Origin of the sequence: Aeromonas sp. 97A (assembly GCF_051919185.1) — a bacterium.
GTDB lineage: Bacteria > Pseudomonadota > Gammaproteobacteria > Enterobacterales > Aeromonadaceae > Aeromonas > Aeromonas veronii.
The window spans coordinates 506624-524125 of record NZ_JBQBFF010000001.1 but is presented as its reverse complement, the minus strand read 5'-3'; the positions used below and the strand labels follow the sequence as shown (position 1 = coordinate 524125).

Genomic DNA, 17502 nt, shown 5'->3' with positions numbered 1-17502 from the left:
AAGCCTCATGTTAAAACAGATTGATTGCTCATGTTAAAACAGATTGATGTCTATACCGACGGCTCCTGCCTCGGCAATCCGGGCCCGGGTGGTTACGGGGCCGTCATGGTCTACGGCAAGCACCGCAAAGAGATTTCCGCCGGATTCAAGTTGACCACCAATAACCGGATGGAGCTGATGGCCGCCATCATGGGGCTGCGCACCCTCAACGAACCGTGCAAGGTTCGCCTCACCACCGACAGCCAGTATGTCCGCCAGGGGATCACCCAGTGGATCATCGGCTGGAAGAAGAAAGGGTGGATGACCGCCAACCGCCAACCGGTCAAGAACGTCGATCTCTGGAAGGAGCTGGATGCGGAAGTGGGTCGCCACCAGATTGAGTGGCTCTGGGTGAAGGGTCACTCCGGCCACCCGGAGAACGAACGGTGCGATGAGCTGGCCAGAGAGGCCGCCTGCGGCAAGGATCTGGCCGAGGATACCGGCTACCAGCCCTGACGGGCCATTCCCGGTGTGGCGAGGGACTTTGGCAGTTGCCAGCGCCGCCGCACCGGGATCAGTGGAAAGCGCCGTTTACGGGCCGCAATCACGTATACCGATGCAAATGCCCTGCAATAATCCCGCCCGATACTCTCTCGCCACCAACTGTGCCAGCTCTGTTTTCCCATAAACGAATAACCAAAGCGCTCGTCGAACATCACCTCGCATCCCAGCAGATGCAACCAGTCCGTCACCCGCCCCGGGGTGAACATTCGTGCCGACCAGGGCATTCTGCGCCGCAAGAACGGCACACAGTGACCGATCCCGACCAGACTCATGGGGTTATAGCCACTGATGATCAGCCAGCCATCGTCGGTCAACACTCTTTCGGCTTCGCGCAACACTTGGTGGGGATCGGCAGAGAAATCAAGGCAGTGAGCCAGCAGGCAGGCATCGACGCTGCCGGTCCGCACCGGCAGATCGAGGGGATCGCCATACATGTCGAGCAATCGCCCGCCGGGGGCGACCCCGATCTGGTGACGAATGGAGGAGCGTTTGCAGGAGAGTTCAGCGCTCAGGGCGCCAATTTTCAGCAGATGATACCCAAACAGATTGGGGCACCAGTTGTCGAGCCGTTCCTGGATCTCGGCCGCCACCCAGTCACCCATAGGCAATGCAGACCAGCTGGTCGGGATCTCGATTTGTTGTTCGGTACGTGCCACCTGCATAATAGGGCTCAACTCGGGGTTTCGAACGCCATCCTGTTATATAAGATACCCTCCCTAAAGAGAAGCAGACTCATGTATCCAGTGATCACAGTTCCAGCCTTTAATGACAACTACATCTGGTTGATCCGCCACGAAAATCACTGCCTGGTGGTCGATCCGGGCGATGCCGCCCCCGTGCTGGAGCGGCTCGAGGCATTGGGGCTGGTGCTCGATGCCATCCTGCTGACCCATCACCATCACGACCATGTCGGGGGCGTCACCGACCTGCTTGCCCACTTCCCACACGCCCGGCTCTATGGCCCCAAACTTGACCCGATGCCGGATCACCACGGTCAGTGGCTGGAAGATGGCGATCAGATCAACTGGCACGGCCTCGCTCTCGAGGTGATCCATGTGCCCGGGCACACTCGCGGCCACATCGCCTACCACGGCAACGGCATGCTCTTTTGTGGCGATACCCTCTTCTCGGCCGGTTGTGGCCGCCTGTTTGAAGGGACGCCGGAGCAGATGTACCACTCGCTGCAACGACTCGCCGCCCTGCCCGATGAGACACTCATTTATTGTGCCCACGAGTACACCCTCTCCAACCTGCGTTTTGCCTATGCGGTCGAGCCGGACAACCCGGCGATCCGCCGCCAGATCGGGCTGATCAGCAAACTGCGGCAACAGGGGCTGCCAAGCCTGCCAACCCGGCTGGGTGACGAACGCACTTTCAACATTTTTCTGCGCTGCGAACAGGATTCAGTGAAATTTTCTGCTGAAAAGCATGGGCTAAAATGCGTGGAAAATCCGGTAGATACCTTCACCATCCTGCGTCAGTGGAAGGACGTTTTTTGAACAAACCTTGATCAGGGGGCCATTGCCCCTTATGATGCGAGCTGTTTTTCCTAAAAATGACCGGAACGAGATGAAGGTACGAACGGCCTTATTGGCAGCGCTGTTGCTCAGCGGCTGCCAAAACCTGAGCCATCAGGATGACCGGGCGCTAACGGCAATCGAGCCGATCAAGTCCCCCCAGGTCAAGAAAAAAGCGCATAAAAAACACTCTTCCCATTTCCTGTTTGGCGATGAACAGCTGGACGAAATGGAAGATACGGATAATCTGTGGGTGCGTATCAGCGATGATATGCAACTGGAAACTCCGGACAACCCGCGCATCCGCCAGCAACGTGAGTGGCTGTTGCGCAATGATAAGCATCTGGCGACCATTGCCAGCCGGGCTGAACCCTACCTCTATCTGATGGTAGAGGAGATTGAACGGCGTGAGCTGCCAATGGAGCTTATTACTGTCCCGATGATCGAGAGCATGTTTGATCCTCATGCCCGATCCCGCAGTAATGCCGTCGGACTCTGGCAGTTTGTGCCAGCGACAGGCAGAAACTTCGGTCTGCGCCACGACAACTGGTATGACGGACGGCGCGATGTGCTGGCTTCCACCAATGCAGCGCTCGACTATCTGGAGTACCTGAACCGCTTCTTTGACGGTGACTGGCTGCAAACGCTGGCCGCCTACAATGCCGGTGAAGGTCGGGTGCGCAACGCCATCCAGCGTAACCAGCGCGCAGGCAAACCGACCGACTACTGGTCGCTCGATCTGCCCCGCGAAACCCGGATGTATGTGCCCAAGATCCTCGCCATGGCTGACATGATCAGCAATGCGGACAAGTACAATATCCAGTTGCCGGTGCTCGCCAACGAGCCGAAGCTGCGGGTGGTGGAAACCGGCAGCCAGATCGATCTGAACGTGGCGGCCCAGCTGGCCGGTGTGCGCACGTCACAGCTCAAGGAGGTCAATCCAGCCCTGAGCCGTGGCGTGATGTCGCCCCGTGGCCCTTACCGCCTGCTGGTACCGGTAGAGTATGCCGATACCCTGGAGCTGGCACTGGCCGATCTGCCCAAGAGCGAGCGTATTCGTACCCGCTCCTATCAGGTCACCAGTGGCGATACCCTGTCGCGCATTGCCCAGAATCATGGCGTCAGCGTGAACGAGCTGAAGCTGGCCAACAATCTGCGCAGCAACAACCTTCGTCGCGGTCAGCAACTGGTGATCCCGACCCACGGTCAGGTCAGCAGCAAGGCCAGCTCCGCCAGCAAACCGCAGCAGCTGGCAAGCCGTGGCAGCAGCCAGAAGGCCAAGGTCAGTTACAAGGTGCGCTCGGGTGACAACCTGTGGAGCATCAGCCAGGCGCACGGCGTCTCCCACGAAGAGCTCGCCAAGTGGAATGGTCTGAATGCCAAGTCGGCGCTCAAGCCAGGCATGAAGCTGGTTGTCTATCCCAAGCAAGGGAAGAAGAGCGACAAATCGATGGTGTATCAGGTTCGCCGTGGCGACTCCATCTCTTCCATCGCGGCTCGCTTCCAGGTGGCCATCAACGATGTGATGCGCTGGAACCAGCTGGATAAAGGGGATTACCTCAAGCCCGGTCAGGAGCTGACCCTGTTTGTGAAGAACAACAGCTAAGCCTCACCGCTTGAACCCGATAAAAACGGGGCCAGTCATCTGACTGGCCCCGTTTTTTATTACTGCGGCTAACCGCTGCTGTGTCTGAGCCACCGACTAAAACAATGGCTTGGCGCCGCCTGCGGATGCATCACCGCTCTGCAGGCAAAACTATCACCGCTATTCCCAGAGCCTTGTCGGCACCACCATCAGCACTGTGCGCTGACCGATCGCCACGTTGGCATTGGGGAAGACCACCGCCTCACGCGGCTTCTCGACCGTGTAGCGCAGCTCACCATCCTCGGCCAGCACGAACCCTTGGGGGAATTCGGTGAAGTTGTCCACATCGCTGGCGAACAGGAAGCGAAAGTCCGCCGATTTTTTGGTGATCACCCGATCGATGGCAAACAGGGTGAAATCATCCGCCCGCCACGGCTCCAGCGCCACCTCATCCTGAGTGACCAGCTCCTGCAGCGCTTGGCGGGTTTCGATAAAGCGGGTCATATCGTTCTCGCCAAACGGGCGCACCTTGCCCAACTCCACCGTAAAGGCGTGGGCACCATGCTGGCGGGAGCTGTAGTAGCTGAAGGTCGTGGTCGGGCTGGCGGAGAGCAGAATAGTACGCACCCCGCAGGCGCCGAGGAACTGCACCTGCTCGCGGCAGTGAGGCCGCTCGTGGGGGAAGGGGTAGACGGCAAACTTCTCGTGGCGCGAACCGCGAATGGCGGTGTGCAGGTCGTAGTGGTAGCGGGGACGAGCCGGATCGGCAAAGAAGCGGCTCACATACTGCTCAAGGCGCATGGCGCGGATCCGCTCCCGATTGCAGAGCCCCTCCCCCTTGCTGTGTGCTCCGGAGAAGAGCCGGTTCATGTTCTCCTCCACCTCCCGCAGCCCCAGATTCATCGCCGCCGGATTGCCAAACAGGAACAGCACCCGATGGCGGGCGCTCAGCTCGCCTGAGAGCAGACGACTCAGCAGCTGGTTGCAGATCTCGATGGGAGCGGTCTCGTTGCCGTGGATGCCGCAGGAGAGGACGATATCCTTGCGTCCTCCCGGCTGGTCGCCCGCGCCACTGGCAGGCTCCAGACAGAGCACGCCCGTATCCCAGACGCTGACCCGCGCACCATCGGGCAGGGCAAACTCAAAGGGCTCAAGCTGCCACTCATGGCTGCGGGTCAAGGCCAAAAAATCGTGCTGGGGAATCATCCGTCTCACCCTCTCGCTCTGGAATACTATGGCCGGATTATACGCAAGGCATCGCGGCTTAAAATCGTTTTTTAAACAAATTCAAACAGTAACGATACAAGTGTGATAACAATCGAACGATGACAGCAATGGCAGTAGCGATATGGAATAAATAGAGGATAGGAAAAAGGATCAATAAATAACGGGGGGAGGATAAAACAGACAATGACAGAACTGGCGGCTGGACGCCACAGGGGCAGAACAGCAAACGACTCAGCAGAAAAACAAGGCATCCATGCCCGGTTGATTAACCACGCCAGAACGGCTTGGTGGTCTCTTGATAACGGTCAGCTTCGTTCAGGCCGATGTCTTTGAGCAGGTACTCGGGCAGCTCGGAGAGCTGGCGACGGCTGCGGCTGCGCTCCAGCCAGGTCAGAACGGTCATTTTAACGCGAGCAACCAGATTCAATTGGCTGGAATGCTGGTAACCGGTTTCGGTATAAGTCATGTTGGCCATGATGTGGCTCCTCTGAATATTTGTTTACGCACTGGGCTTTATTTGATGCGCAAAGCTTAGTCAGGGAGCAGGGCCGACTCAATTGACGAATTTTGATACGTTACATTAGGAAAACTAATAGTAAAAAGCTGACTGATATAATTTTAATTGTTTGATTTATAAAGAATAATTAAATCACAATTCGACCATCAACGGCCCGCAGCATATTGTGCTGCATGGCACCACCTTACATATGCAATTTACCGCATTGCCTATGCACTCACCAATGGACGTGCCATGGGTGGCAACCCCGTCATTACATTCGATTGTTAATTCCGTGATCTCTTGGTGATCTTAAATTAACACAATGAAACATATAACAAACTTACTTTTCCTCCCGCGCAGCTCCCTCGATGAAGACCCGAAAACGCCCCTCTTGGCGCGCAACCGGCATACTGGTATGGTTATTTATACAGTAGTTTATTCCCCTGCCCTGACGCCATCGTTTATGCCGTCAGAGGCGGATGAAACCACAGGATCATCGATGGATACCTTTACCCCGACCGCCGCCCTGCGTCAACAGATGGCCGCCATTGAAGCCGCTCTCAACCAGCTGGCCGATCTGCTTGGCCAGCTCGAGCTACAGGAGGCCCATGTCTATCCCCTCCCTCCGGTTGCGCAGGGGGAAGAGCACGACCCGATCGAGCAAATTGAGGTGGGCTATCTCAACGGTGAAGCCGCGCTGGCGGCCACCCTCGCAGCCTATCGGGATCACAGCGCCCGCCCCGGCTGCTCCACCAAGGCGACTCATCGGCTGCCCGGCTGGTTGCGCTTTCCTGCCGCCGCAGCCCCCTTGCTGCAACCGCTGATCGACCAAATAAACCAGCACAAGCTCGATTTCAAGGCGCTGGTGCAGCAGGCGGGGGGACGGGACGAAAAGTTCGAGCTGGTACATACCGCTCTACCCGGGGTGATCACCTTGCAGGTCTACCGCAAACTGACCCTGCTGGCGGGAGAGCTGCAATCCCTCGGCTTTACCTGGGCTGACAAGCAGACCATCAATCGCCTAAGTCGCGAGCAGGTGCTTGAGATGCTGGAGCGCAGCCGCCGCTACATACCGGCCCTCTCCAACAACGAGGAGTGGAGCAAGATGGTGGATCAGGAGGTGTATGACATTCGCCGTCTGCCCGCCGATGCCGAGCTGCGGATCCGCCGCCCGGTCAAGACTCACCCGATGATCAACCTGCTCTGGCTGGAGCGCACCCCGCGCAAGCAGCAGATCAAGGCGAGCCTGCCTCTGCTGCTCTGCTCGGATACCCCGCCCGCGGTCACCCATCTGGGCAACTATCCCCCCAAGAGCCGACAGGCTCGGCGAGATCGCAAGATTGGCGGCGAGCCCATCATAGAGCGGCTGCACCTCTATCTCTATCAGGGGTGACTGGATCAGGGATAGCTGGGCCGCCTTGCCGCGATAAACGAAGTATCCCGCATCAGCACCCCAAATAAGAAAGGGGAGAACATCCTGGATGTTCTCCCCTTGTCTGTATCGATAGGTACTGTGGAAGGCGGCGTCGCCAATCAGCCCATCAGCAGGGCCCGCAGGCTCTCCACATCCAGCCCGCGCACCTCGGACTGGCCGCTCAGCAACCCATCGGCCAGCGCCCGCTTCTCGTCGTGCAGAGCGACGATCTTCTCCTCCACCGTCTGCTCGCACACCAGCCGGTACACGGTCACCGGCTGGGTCTGGCCCATCCGGTGCGCCCGATCGCTCGCCTGATCTTCCACCGCCGGGTTCCACCAGGGATCGAGGTGCAGCACGGTATCGGCCTGGGTGAGGTTGAGGCCGGTTCCCCCCGCCTTGAGGCTGATGAGGAACAGCGGCACCTCCTCATGACGAAAACGCAGGATGGAGTCCTGACGGGACTTGGCGGAGCAGCCGCCATCCAGATAGCAGTAATCCCAGGACTTCTGCTCGATGCGGGCCCGCAACAGACTCAGCAGATCGACGAACTGGCTGAACACCAGCACCCGATGACCGCCGTCGATCGCCTCTTCCAGCAGGGCCATCGCCTCGTCCAGCTTGCTGCTGGTTTGCGACCACTCGGGCATCACCAGCTCCGGTGAGCAGCAGAGACGGCGCAGCCGGGTCAGGCCGCTCAGCACATGCATCAGGGCGCGGCCATCGGCGCTCTGCACCTGCTGCACCACTTCCCGCCGGGTCGCCTCGTAGAGCTGACGCTCCTCGGGGGAGAGGCTGATGTGGTGGATGATCTCGGTCTTGTCCGGCAGCTCGGTCAGCACCTGCTGCTTGAGACGACGCAGGATAAAGGGGCTGATCACCGCCCGCAGCAGCGCCATGTGCTGGGGATCCTTGACCGCCTTGCCAAAGCGACGCTTGAACTCGCCAAGGCTGCCGAGCAGCCCCGGGTTGATAAAGGTGAAGAGGCTCCACAGCTCCCCCAGATGGTTCTCGATGGGGGTGCCGGAGAGGGCGAGGCGAAAATCCCCTTCCAGCTGGAACAACAGCTTGGCGCGCTGGGTACCGGCGTTTTTGATCTGCTGCGCCTCATCGAGCACCATGGAAGACCATCGGCGGGACTTGAGCGCCTCCGCCAGGCTGCCGAGCATGCCGTAGTTGATGAGGATCACCTGACCAGCCTTGGCCTCGCGAATCATCCCCTCCCGCTCGGCCGGGTTCTCGAACACCACCACATCCAGCTCGGGGGCGAAACGGGCAACCTCCTCCTGCCAGTTGGTGACCACTGACTTGGGCACCACCACCAGCGCAGGGCCAAGGTGCTGGCGCATCCGCAACACAATCAGCGCCTGCAGCGTCTTGCCCAGACCCATGTCATCGGCCAGACAGGCACCAAAACCGTGATGGGCCAGGGTCGCCATCCAGCGCACCCCCTCTTTCTGATAGTCCCGCAGGGAGGTGAGCAGCTCGTCCGGGCACTCGACCTCCTGCTGCCACTCCTGCTGCAAGGATTGCCACGCCGCATCCCCTTCGGTGGTAATGACCGAGAGCAGGCGAGTGAGCGGATAGGCCAGCTTGTTGTTGATGCGCTGCTCTTCATCGAGCATGGCCCCCAGCATGGTGAGCCGCTCCACCAGCTTGTCGCTCAGCATCAGGCTGGTCTTCTCGTCGAGCTGAACGGTGCGCTGCCCCGGGGTCATCTGACGCAGAATAAGGCGCAGGTCGAGGATCTGGTGCTCATCGAGCGCCAGTGCCCCTTCGACCTGGAACCAGTCCTGCCGCCGCTCGATACGCAGGCTCAGAGCCGCTTCATCGAGGCTCTTGAGGCGAGCGCTGTCCTGATGCCAGTGAATGACCACGCCGGCATCCACCAGCTCGGGCAGGGCATTGACCAGCGCCAGCGCCTGTTCCCCCTGCAGCAGCCACTCGCTGCCGGGCAGGCCGATGGGCAATTGATTGCGCAGCAGCTGGGCCTGCAGCTTCTCGGCCGCGAGGTCGCGCTGCCAGTAGTGGTACGCCTTGATCCCCTGCCGCACGATCGCCTCCCCCTTGCCAAGGGGCTGGGGCGGTAGATCCTCAAAGCGGGTCACCAGCTTGACCGACAGCTGACCATCCTGCCAATCCAGTTGCACCGAAGGAATGCCCGGCCAGGGAGCCAGTTCGGCGTTGCCGCTAAGCCCCGCAACCTGACTGTGCCAGGGCAGCTCGGGAATAGCGTCCAGGGTGCGTTGCAGCTCGGCCAGCCCCTCGGCGGGCAGCAGCGGGATGGATTCGAGCGCTGGCAATCGGTCGAGCAGCGGCTGCGGGGTGAGGATCAGCTGCCACAGATCCTGCGCCAGCGGCATGATATGGGCCCCGCGGGCGGCCGCATCGGGGCAGAGCTGCGCGCTCATCCCCTGCTCGGTGGCCACCACCTGCAGCAGGGGGGCGCTGATGGCCAGTTGCAGCTTCTGCCCCTTGGCGTTGAACAAGCGGGGGTGATCGGCCAGCGGCGCCCAGACATCCCGCGGCAGCCGTCCCATCACCCGTGGCAGGGTGCGAACCAGTGCCCAGTCATGCTCATCGAGCATGGCGGCATACTGGGTAGAGAGCAGGGCCGGATCGACCCGGCGACCGGCGGTCCACTCCCCCTTGGTACTCAGCTTCTGGATCTTGCACTCCAGCTCGGGGCCGTCGGCATGGAGCAGCCACACCAACCGCTCTTGCGGCTTGCGTACGCCACTGGAGCGTCCCAGCCCCTGCAACCAGTTGAGCCAGCTGGCAGAGGCCGCGGTTTTGTCCTCGTCCCCGTCATCATCCTGCTCGTCACTGCCCTCTTGCGCGCACTCCTCACTGCCGCGCAGTTGGCACAGGGGCGCCCCTTTGGCCGCCTCGCCCAACAAGATGCGCAGCAGATCCTGACAAAAGGCCATCAGGCGATGATGGGGTTCGGCATCGAGCAGATGGGAGAGATCCCACTTGTGCAACATGGCCACCTGCGGGCTCTGGGCTCCGTGACGGGCCAGCGCACAGAGATCGAGCCAGAGATAGCCCCAGTGGAGCTCCTCCACCGGCAGTTGCAGGGTATCGAACAGGCCGACCGCCTGACCGTGGCGATCGCCCGCCCACTGGCTGAGCAAGTCGGCAAGCAGGGGGAACTGGCCAGTCAGGCTGCGCTGCCACTTCTTGCGCTGTTCGCTGGCGATGACGGGATCGGCCTGCTGCAACCAGCCAAGCCAGAGCAGGGCGCTGAATGAACGGGGCCACTGGCACGCTTCACCCTCATCGGTTGCCTGCCACTGGCCCAGTGCGGTGAGCAGTCGCTCGCCAAGCGGGCCGCTCTGGCTCTGTTGGGCCAGCGCCTGCAGGGCTGGCCAGCCGGGGGCGGCATCCTTGTCCTCGCCGGTTGGCGAGGTGCTCTCGCCATCCCCGCAGAGCCAACGCCACTCCGCCTCGAACGCTTTGGCCCGAGCCTGCACCTCGGGGGCACAGCGCACCAGCGCATTGGCCAGCGGCCAGCGCTCTTCATAGGGGGCATCGAGCAAGAGTTGCAGCGAGAAGTGCTCCAGCAGCAGTTGCTGCCAGGCGGGGCTGGAGCCCGCCAGCAACTGGTGAGCGTCCGGGGTATCTAGCAGGGTCAGCAGATCGCTGGCCGAGAAATAGGTGGGGATCTCCCCCGCCTTGCCGCGGCAGAGCTCGCGCACCACTGCATGGGTGAGATCCTGCCCGGTCAATGAGGGCACCCGGCTCCAGTCCGGCGCCGGGCAGAGACCGGCACGCACCCCCAGGATCAACGCCAGCGTTCCCTCGGCGGTCAGGCTCCACTGCTGCTCCCCGCGCAATCTGACCAGCCCCGCATCCTGCAATCGGGTCAGTTTATCGATCAGGGCATGGCCTATCGCCAGTTGTTCTTGCAGCAAACGGGTACTGGCAACGCGCTGCAATTGCAGGGTGGCGAGCAGGGCATAACTATCCGAAGAGAGGGTGGACGCAGACATCAAGACTCACGGGCAAGTGCAAAAGCGGAATTTTAACGGTAAAGCGCCAGCGGCTCGACCCTTTACCGTGAAATAACTCAAAAAAAAACGGCCATCCATGATGACCGTCGAAAGTAACGAAGGAAATAGCCGGATCATCCGGTTACCTCCCACAGCGGGAAAATCGGGAGCGCTAGCCCCTAATTCGTGGAGCCAATGCTAGAGGTTGGCGCCCGAAAAAGCTTTGAAGCGGATCACAGTTGAAAAGGATTTCTGAAAACGGTTTCAATTTTTAGCGGCAAAAAACCACGATTTCGCGCCAAATGAGCCATGTCCCCACTCCTCCTGCTCACCCGGTACAAGCGGTAGAAAACCCTATAACGGTCGCTTGTCGAACGCCCCTGTGCGGGCAGCTGTCAGCTGTATAGCTTCATCAGAACCTGCCGCCCGCAGGCTAGATTTCAGGGCCACCGGACATGGCCGAGATGGGCCAGGAGAGCACGAATCGGCTCCCTCCCTGCCCGGTAGCTTGGCAAACCGCGCTGCCGCCGTGCGCCTCGGCAATCGCCTTGACCACGGCGAGTCCGAGTCCGCTGCCGCCGCTCTTGCGCGAGCGTGATGGATCTCCCCGACGAAACGCATCGAAGATACAGACGGCCACCTCCTCGCTGATGCCTGGCCCCTCATCTTCCACACTCAGGACGCACACACTCTCCGAGCGATACAGCCGCACGGTCAGCAGGCCCGGCAGCGCGTGCTTCTGGGCATTTTCCAACAGCGCCATCAGAGCCTGACGGATACGAAACAGATCGCAGCAGACATGAAGTTCGCTATCGAGCTCCCGCTGCAGCACAAATCCGCTCGCCGCCAGAGGGCTGGCAAATGCCTCAAGCACCACGGCAAGCTCGTCGGCCAGCCTGACCTCGGTCCGCTGCAACTCCAGATGGCCGCTGTCGTTGAGGCTCAATACCCGCAAATCCTCGATCAGGTGAGTCAATCCCTCCACCTGACGCAACAACCCCTCGAAAAGCTCACGCTCTGGCGGAAATACCCCTTCGGCCAGCCCCTGCAAGCGGCCACGCAAAATGGTGACGGGAGTGCGCAACTCGTGGGCGATGGCGGCATTCCAGAACTCCCGCTCGCGGGTCATGCTCTGCAGCCGCTCGGCCATGGCGTTGAAGTCGCGCACCAGTTGCGCCGTCTCCCCGATCGCCTGCTCATCCTCCGGCACGCGGGCATCGAGTTTACCCTCGGCCACCTCGCGCAGGCTGGTTGCCACCGAGTTGAGGGGAGTCAGGATGCGGCGAGAGAGGCGCACCGCCACGTACAGCGCCATCCCCAATGCAATGAGAATGGTGGAGCCAATCCATAACATCTCGACTCTGGAGGGCACCCAGGTCTCGGAGATGCTGCCCGGCACAAACGCCACGGCGATGCCATAAAACACATAGGTGCCGATCACCGCGAGGGAGATGATACCAAGCGCCATCAGCCCCAGGGAGCGGATGATTTGCCTGCGAAGGCCGGGCGCCGATCTCATGCATCGCCCCCGAAGCGATAGCCAACGCCCCAGACACTGGCGGGGACTCCCTGAATGCCGTGTGTCTCCAGTTTTTTGCGCAACTTGCTGATGTGGCTATCCACCGTACGCTCCTGGGTATCCCCTTCGGGTAGGCAGTGAGTCAGCAGTTCGGCGCGACTGAACACCCGTTTCGGCGCCCGCATCAAAGAGGCGAGCAACTTGAACTCGGTCAGGGTCAGCTCCAGCACCTGCTGCTGGTCATCGCGGAAAATGCTGGCCTCGTGGCTCTCCAGATCGATCTGAAACTGGCCGACCCGCAGCACGTTCGCCGTGGCTGGCTTTACGGCCCGAGTGCGCCTGAGCACGGCCTGCACTCGCGCCACCACTTCGGCCGGATTGAAGGGTTTGACCACATAGTCATCCGCCCCCATGCGCAGCCCCATCAGCTTGTCGAGATCCTGATCGAGGGCGGTCAACATGATCACCGGCGTATCGCCGCGCGCCCGGATCTCGCTGAGCACCTGCCAGCCATCCAGTTGCGGCATCTGCACATCCAGCAGCAGGAGATCGGGTTTGAATGCCTGATGCATGGCCAGCGCTTCACGGCCATCGGCGGCGTGCAGGGAGCGCAAGCCATGACGTTGCAGGTAAGCGGCGAGGATGTCGGCGATCTCGGCTTCATCCTCTGCAATCAGTACCAGTGACTGGCCCGCCGGGCTGGCGGAAGCATTGAGATGGGACATAGTCGGACTCGAAAAAAGGTGGCGTTGAACTTTATCATCGCCTCCATGGATTCTCCACAAAGCCTCGAATCATTCGCAATAGCCCCTCGCCATAATGACCGCTCGATGCACTCTCCGGTCACATCACACCGGAGAGACGGTTCAACGAGGTGAGTGGATGATGTTTGTAAAACAGCGGTATGCGGGCGCCCTGCTCGCCGTCATTGCCGCATTCGGGTTGGCGGGTTGCGATGTCGCGCCGCAAGAGCAGGAGGCACCCGCCCTTCCTCAGGTATCGGTGCTGACTCTGACTGGTCGGGAGCTGGTCATCAGCGAGGATCTGCCCGCCCGGGTGGCGGCACTGCGCAGCGCCGACATTCGCGCCCAGATAAGCGGCATCGTGCAGCGCCGCCTGTTCGAGCAGGGCGCCGAGATCAGCGCAGGCACCGTACTGTTCCAGATAAACCCGGCCCCCTTCAAGGCCGATGTCGACAGCGCCGCCGCATTGCAACGGGCCGAGGCCGTGCTGGCCCGCGCCCGCATCCAGATTGACCGCCTGCGGCCGCTGCTGCGCACCGACGCCATCAGCCGCCAGACCTATGACGATGCGGTCTCCCAGCGGGATCAGGCGGCCGCCGATGTAGCTCAGGCCAGGGCAACTCTGGCCCGGCACCAACTGAACCTGCAATTTGCCAGCGTGGAGGCCCCCATCGCTGGACGTATCGATCAGGCGCTGGTGAGTGAAGGGGCACTGGTGTCCCCCACCGATACCACTCCCATGGCCCGGATCCAGCAGATTGATCAGGTCTACGTCGATGTGCGCCAACCTGCCTCGGTGCTGGAATCCCTGCGCCAGCAGGCTGGCTCAACGGCACCGGAACTGGCGGTGGAGATCCTCGGTAGCAATGGCACACCGCTGGGGATGCAGGGGCGCATCCTCTTCTCCGGCATCGAGGTCGATGCCGGAACCGGCGACGTGCTGCTGCGGGTGCTGGTGGATAACCCTGAGCGGCGCCTGTTGCCCGGCCTCTATGTGCAGGCGCGCATCCCCCGTGCCCGCTATGCCAACGCCCTGACCGTGCCCCAGCAGGCGGTAGTTCGCACATCGGGTCAGACCAGCGTGTGGGTGGTGGATGGCCAGGGGCAGGCACAGCTGGTTCCGGTCAACACCGCTGAACTGGTGAATAGCCAGTACCGCATCGCGTCCGGGCTCAGTGCCGGGCAACAGGTGGTGATCGAAGGGATCGACCGTCTGACCCCGGGGGTTCAGGTCATTGCCTACCCCTGGCAACCACCCGCCGTCAGCCAACCGGCTGACGGTGGCATTCGCTGAATCGGAGAGTTATCCATGCCGCAGTTTTTTATCCATCGCCCGGTGTTTGCCTGGGTGATCGCCCTGTTCATCGTGCTGGCAGGGGTCATCGCCATCCCCAAGCTCCCCATCTCACGCTATCCCTCGGTGGCGCCGGTATCGGTGACCCTCTATGCCACCTATCCGGGCGCCACTCCACAGACCCTGAACGATGCGGTGGTGAGCCTTATCGAGCGCGAGCTGTCGGGAGTGAAGAACCTGCTCTACTTCGAGTCCTCTGTGGACGCCTCGGGCAGCGCGCAGATCACTGCCACCTTCAAGCCGGGCTCCGATCCGGAGCTGGCCCAGATGGACGTGCAAAACCGCATAAAGGCGGTCGAGCCTCGCTTGCCACAAGCGGTGCGGCAAACCGGCCTGCAGGTGGAGTCCGCCTCATCCGGCTTTCTGATGATGGTCGGCATGACCTCACCGGATGGCCGCTTCGATGAGGTTGCCCTCAACGACTATATGGCACGCAATATTGTGCAGGAGCTGCGCCGCATCGACGGGGTGGGACGAGTGCAGTTGTTCGGCGCCGAGCAGGCCATGCGCATCTGGGTAGATCCGGCCAAACTCGCCGCCTACGGGCTGACCATCGGCGAGCTGGCGCAGGCCATCGAGCAGCAGAACATCCAGATTGCACCGGGACGCCTCGGTGATGAACCCGCCCTGCCGGGGCAGCGCCTGACGGTTCCCCTCACGGTTCAAGGGCAGCTGACAACCCCCGAGGCGTTCGCCGCCATCGTTCTGCGAGCCGGTGGTGATGGCGCCAAGCTGGTGATGGGTGATATCGCCCGGGTCGAGCTGGGGGCGCAATCCTACGCCTTTTCCAACCGGGAGAACGGCGTGGCCGCCACCAGCGCCGCCATCCAGCTCTCCCCCGGCGCCAACGCCGTGCGTACCGCCGATGCGGTACGCACTCGTCTCGCCCAGCTCGCCCCCACCCTGCCGGCGGGCATGGCCTATTCGATCCCCTTTGACTCGGCCCCCTTCGTCAAGGTCTCCATCGAAAAGGTGATCCACACCCTGCTGGAAGCCATGGTGCTGGTGTTTCTGGTGATGTTTCTCTTCCTGCAAAACCTGCGCTACACCCTGATCCCGGCCATCGTCGCCCCCATCGCCCTGCTTGGCACCTTCGCGGTGATGCTGCTGGCCGGTTTTTCGATCAACTCTCTCACCATGTTCGGCATGGTGCTGGCCATCGGCATCATAGTCGACGACGCCATCGTGGTGGTGGAGAACGTCGAGCGCCTGATGGCCACCTGGGGGCTGTCGCCCCGGGAGGCGACCTCGCAAGCTATGAAGGAGATCACCGGGGCGGTGATCGGCATCACCCTGGTGCTCACGGCGGTGTTCCTTCCCATGGCGTTTGGCAGCGGCTCGGTAGGGGTCATCTACCAGCAGTTCACCCTGTCGATGGCGGTGTCGATCCTCATTTCAGCCTTCCTCGCCCTGACCCTGACGCCTGCGCTCTGCGCCACCTTGCTGCGTCCGGTCAGTCCGGCTCATCATGAGAAGCGCGGCTTCTTCGGTGCCTTCAACCGGGGTTTCGAGCGGTTCACGGCAGGCTACGGTGCGCGGGTAACCCGGCTGGTCGGGCGCAGCGGACGGATGATGGCAACCTTTGCCGCCCTCTGCGCCGTGCTGGCCATCACCGCCGCCCAGCTGCCCTCCTCTTTCCTGCCGGACGAGGATCAGGGCTACTTCATGACCTCCATCCAGCTGCCAACCGGCGCCACCAGCGAGCGCACCCTTGAGGTGGTCAAGGCCTTCGAGGCTCACGTCGCCTCTCGCGAGGCGCTGGACACCAACCTGGTGGTGCAGGGCTTCAGCTTCTCCGGCGCAGGCCCCAATGCCGCCATGGCCTTCACCATGCTCAAAGATTGGGATCAGCGTCATGGCGCCACGGCAGCCGAAGAGGCAGATCTGGCACAAGCGGCTATGGCAAATATTCCTGAAGGCACGGTAATGAGCCTGCTGCCGCCCGCCATCGACGAACTGGGCACCGCCTCCGGCTTCACCCTGTTCCTGCAAGACAGAGCCAACCGGGGAGATGCCGCGCTGCTGGCCGCTCAGGCGCAACTGCTTGAACTGGCCGCCAAAAGCCAGGTAGTCAGTGATGTGTATCCCGACAATCTGCCTCCCGGCGAGAGCATTCACCTCGAGATCAACCGACAGAAGGCCGAAGCCATGGGACTCTCGTTCGCCAGCGTGAGCAGTACCCTGTCGGCCGCGATGGGGTCGCTCTACGTCAACGACTTCCCCAACGGCGGGCACATGCAGCAGGTCATTCTGCAGGCCGACGCGTCGGCGCGCATGCAGCTCGATGACGTGCTCGGCCTGCGGGTGCGCAATGCCAGCGGCGGCATGGTCCCCTTGCGGGAGGTGGTGACACCGGAATGGCGCGAGTCGCCGCAACAGATGATGCGCTTCGATGGCTTCCCTGCCGTGCGTATTGCCGGGGGGGCAGCGCCCGGCATCTCCAGCGGAGCGGCGATGGCTGAGATGGAGCGCCTGGTGGCGCAATTGCCGCCAGGCTTCGCATTGGCCTGGACGGGACAGTCGTTGCAAGAGCGCCAGTCGGCCGAGCAGGCCCCCCTGCTGATGCTATTGTCGGCGCTGGTGGTCTTCCTGGTTCTGGCAGCACTCTATGAAAGCTGGTCGATCCCACTCTCGGTGATGCTGGTGGTGCCGCTGGGCCTGCTCGGTGCTGTCGCGGCCGTGATGCTGCGCGGCATGCCCAACGACGTCTTCTTTAAAGTAGGCATGATCACCATCATCGGTCTGTCGGCCAAGAATGCCATCCTCATCGTGGAGTTTGCGCGCCAGTTGCACAGCGAAGGGCGCTCACTGCTTGATGCGGCTGTCACTGCTGCCCGCCTGCGCCTGCGCCCCATTCTGATGACCTCGCTGGCCTTCACCCTCGGGGTGGTGCCCTTGATGCTCGCCAGTGGCGCCAGCGCGGAGACCCAGCACGCCATCGGCACCGGCGTGTTTGGCGGCATGATCAGCGGCACCCTGCTGGCCATCTTCTTCGTACCGGTCTTTTTTGTCTTCATCATCGGGACGCAGCAGCGCCTGCACTCTTGGCAGGCACGGCGAGCATCCAACAGCATTAACCCGGCTCGATGACCACAGATACACCGGC

12 protein-coding genes are annotated in these 17502 nt (G+C 61.6%); 6 read left to right on the top strand and 6 right to left on the bottom strand.

The genetic code is table 11. The features are described 5' to 3' along the window. Positions 1 to 30: 30 nt before the first annotated feature. Positions 31 to 495 (top strand): ribonuclease HI, encoded by a 465-nt coding sequence (rnhA, locus tag ACTG27_RS02450; protein WP_005353268.1) that lies wholly within the window; start codon positions 31 to 33, stop codon positions 493 to 495. Here the strand turns inward: rnhA and ACTG27_RS02445 are convergent. Then, entirely contained in the window at positions 483 to 1205 is a 723-nt protein-coding gene (locus tag ACTG27_RS02445) for a methyltransferase domain-containing protein (protein ID WP_033138893.1), read from the bottom strand. The genes rnhA and ACTG27_RS02445 overlap by 13 nt on opposite strands. Positions 1206 to 1277: 72 nt before the next feature. Here ACTG27_RS02445 and gloB point away from each other — a divergent pair, with 72 nt between their 5' ends. Both gloB and ACTG27_RS02435 read left to right on the top strand, forming a co-directional pair. Next, positions 1278 to 2042 (top strand): hydroxyacylglutathione hydrolase, encoded by a 765-nt coding sequence (gene gloB, locus ACTG27_RS02440; RefSeq protein WP_005337817.1) that lies wholly within the window; start codon positions 1278 to 1280, stop codon positions 2040 to 2042. 70 nt (positions 2043 to 2112) lie between these two features. Next, the gene (locus ACTG27_RS02435; RefSeq protein WP_438402421.1) at positions 2113 to 3666 is read left to right on the top strand and encodes a LysM peptidoglycan-binding domain-containing protein; all 1554 of its coding nucleotides are present in this window, start codon (positions 2113 to 2115) and stop codon (positions 3664 to 3666) included. A 159-nt stretch (positions 3667 to 3825) separates the two neighbouring features. Here ACTG27_RS02435 and astE read toward each other — a convergent pair whose 3' ends face one another. Continuing rightward, complete coding sequence (gene astE, locus ACTG27_RS02430) at positions 3826 to 4851, bottom strand: succinylglutamate desuccinylase (RefSeq protein WP_115544138.1); 1026 nt, start codon at positions 4849 to 4851, stop codon at positions 3826 to 3828. Between the two features lie 286 nt (positions 4852 to 5137). Next, a complete protein-coding gene (locus tag ACTG27_RS02425) occupies positions 5138 to 5347 on the bottom strand; it encodes a DUF1127 domain-containing protein (RefSeq protein ID WP_005337823.1) in 210 nt (69 codons plus the stop codon). 523 nt (positions 5348 to 5870) lie between these two features. Here ACTG27_RS02425 and ACTG27_RS02420 point away from each other — a divergent pair. Further along, on the top strand, positions 5871 to 6764 hold the full coding sequence (locus tag ACTG27_RS02420) for a DNA replication terminus site-binding protein (RefSeq protein WP_231719629.1): 894 nt from the start codon (positions 5871 to 5873) through the stop codon (positions 6762 to 6764). Positions 6765 to 6904: 140 nt separating this feature from the next. Here ACTG27_RS02420 and ACTG27_RS02415 read toward each other — a convergent pair whose 3' ends face one another. From ACTG27_RS02415 to ACTG27_RS02405, 3 genes are all read right to left on the bottom strand, one after another. Next, a complete protein-coding gene (locus ACTG27_RS02415) occupies positions 6905 to 10780 on the bottom strand; it encodes an SNF2-related protein (protein ID WP_439979020.1) in 3876 nt (1291 codons plus the stop codon). A gap of 433 nt (positions 10781 to 11213) precedes the next feature. Continuing rightward, positions 11214 to 12299 (bottom strand): ATP-binding protein, encoded by a 1086-nt coding sequence (locus ACTG27_RS02410; protein ID WP_439979019.1) that lies wholly within the window; start codon positions 12297 to 12299, stop codon positions 11214 to 11216. Beyond that, positions 12296 to 13024 carry a response regulator gene (locus ACTG27_RS02405; RefSeq protein WP_040065122.1) on the bottom strand — a complete coding sequence of 243 codons (729 nt, stop codon included), beginning with the start codon at positions 13022 to 13024 and terminating at the stop codon, positions 12296 to 12298. The genes ACTG27_RS02410 and ACTG27_RS02405 overlap by 4 nt, the downstream gene beginning before the upstream one ends. Before the next feature lie 157 nt (positions 13025 to 13181). Between ACTG27_RS02405 and ACTG27_RS02400 the strand changes: the two genes are divergently transcribed. Then, positions 13182 to 14336 carry an efflux RND transporter periplasmic adaptor subunit gene (locus tag ACTG27_RS02400; protein WP_439979018.1) on the top strand — a complete coding sequence of 385 codons (1155 nt, stop codon included), beginning with the start codon at positions 13182 to 13184 and terminating at the stop codon, positions 14334 to 14336. A 15-nt stretch (positions 14337 to 14351) separates the two neighbouring features. Continuing rightward, positions 14352 to 17486, top strand: coding sequence for a multidrug efflux RND transporter permease subunit (locus ACTG27_RS02395; protein ID WP_439979017.1), 3135 nt, complete (start codon positions 14352 to 14354; stop codon positions 17484 to 17486). The last annotated feature ends 16 nt before the right edge of the window (positions 17487 to 17502 follow it).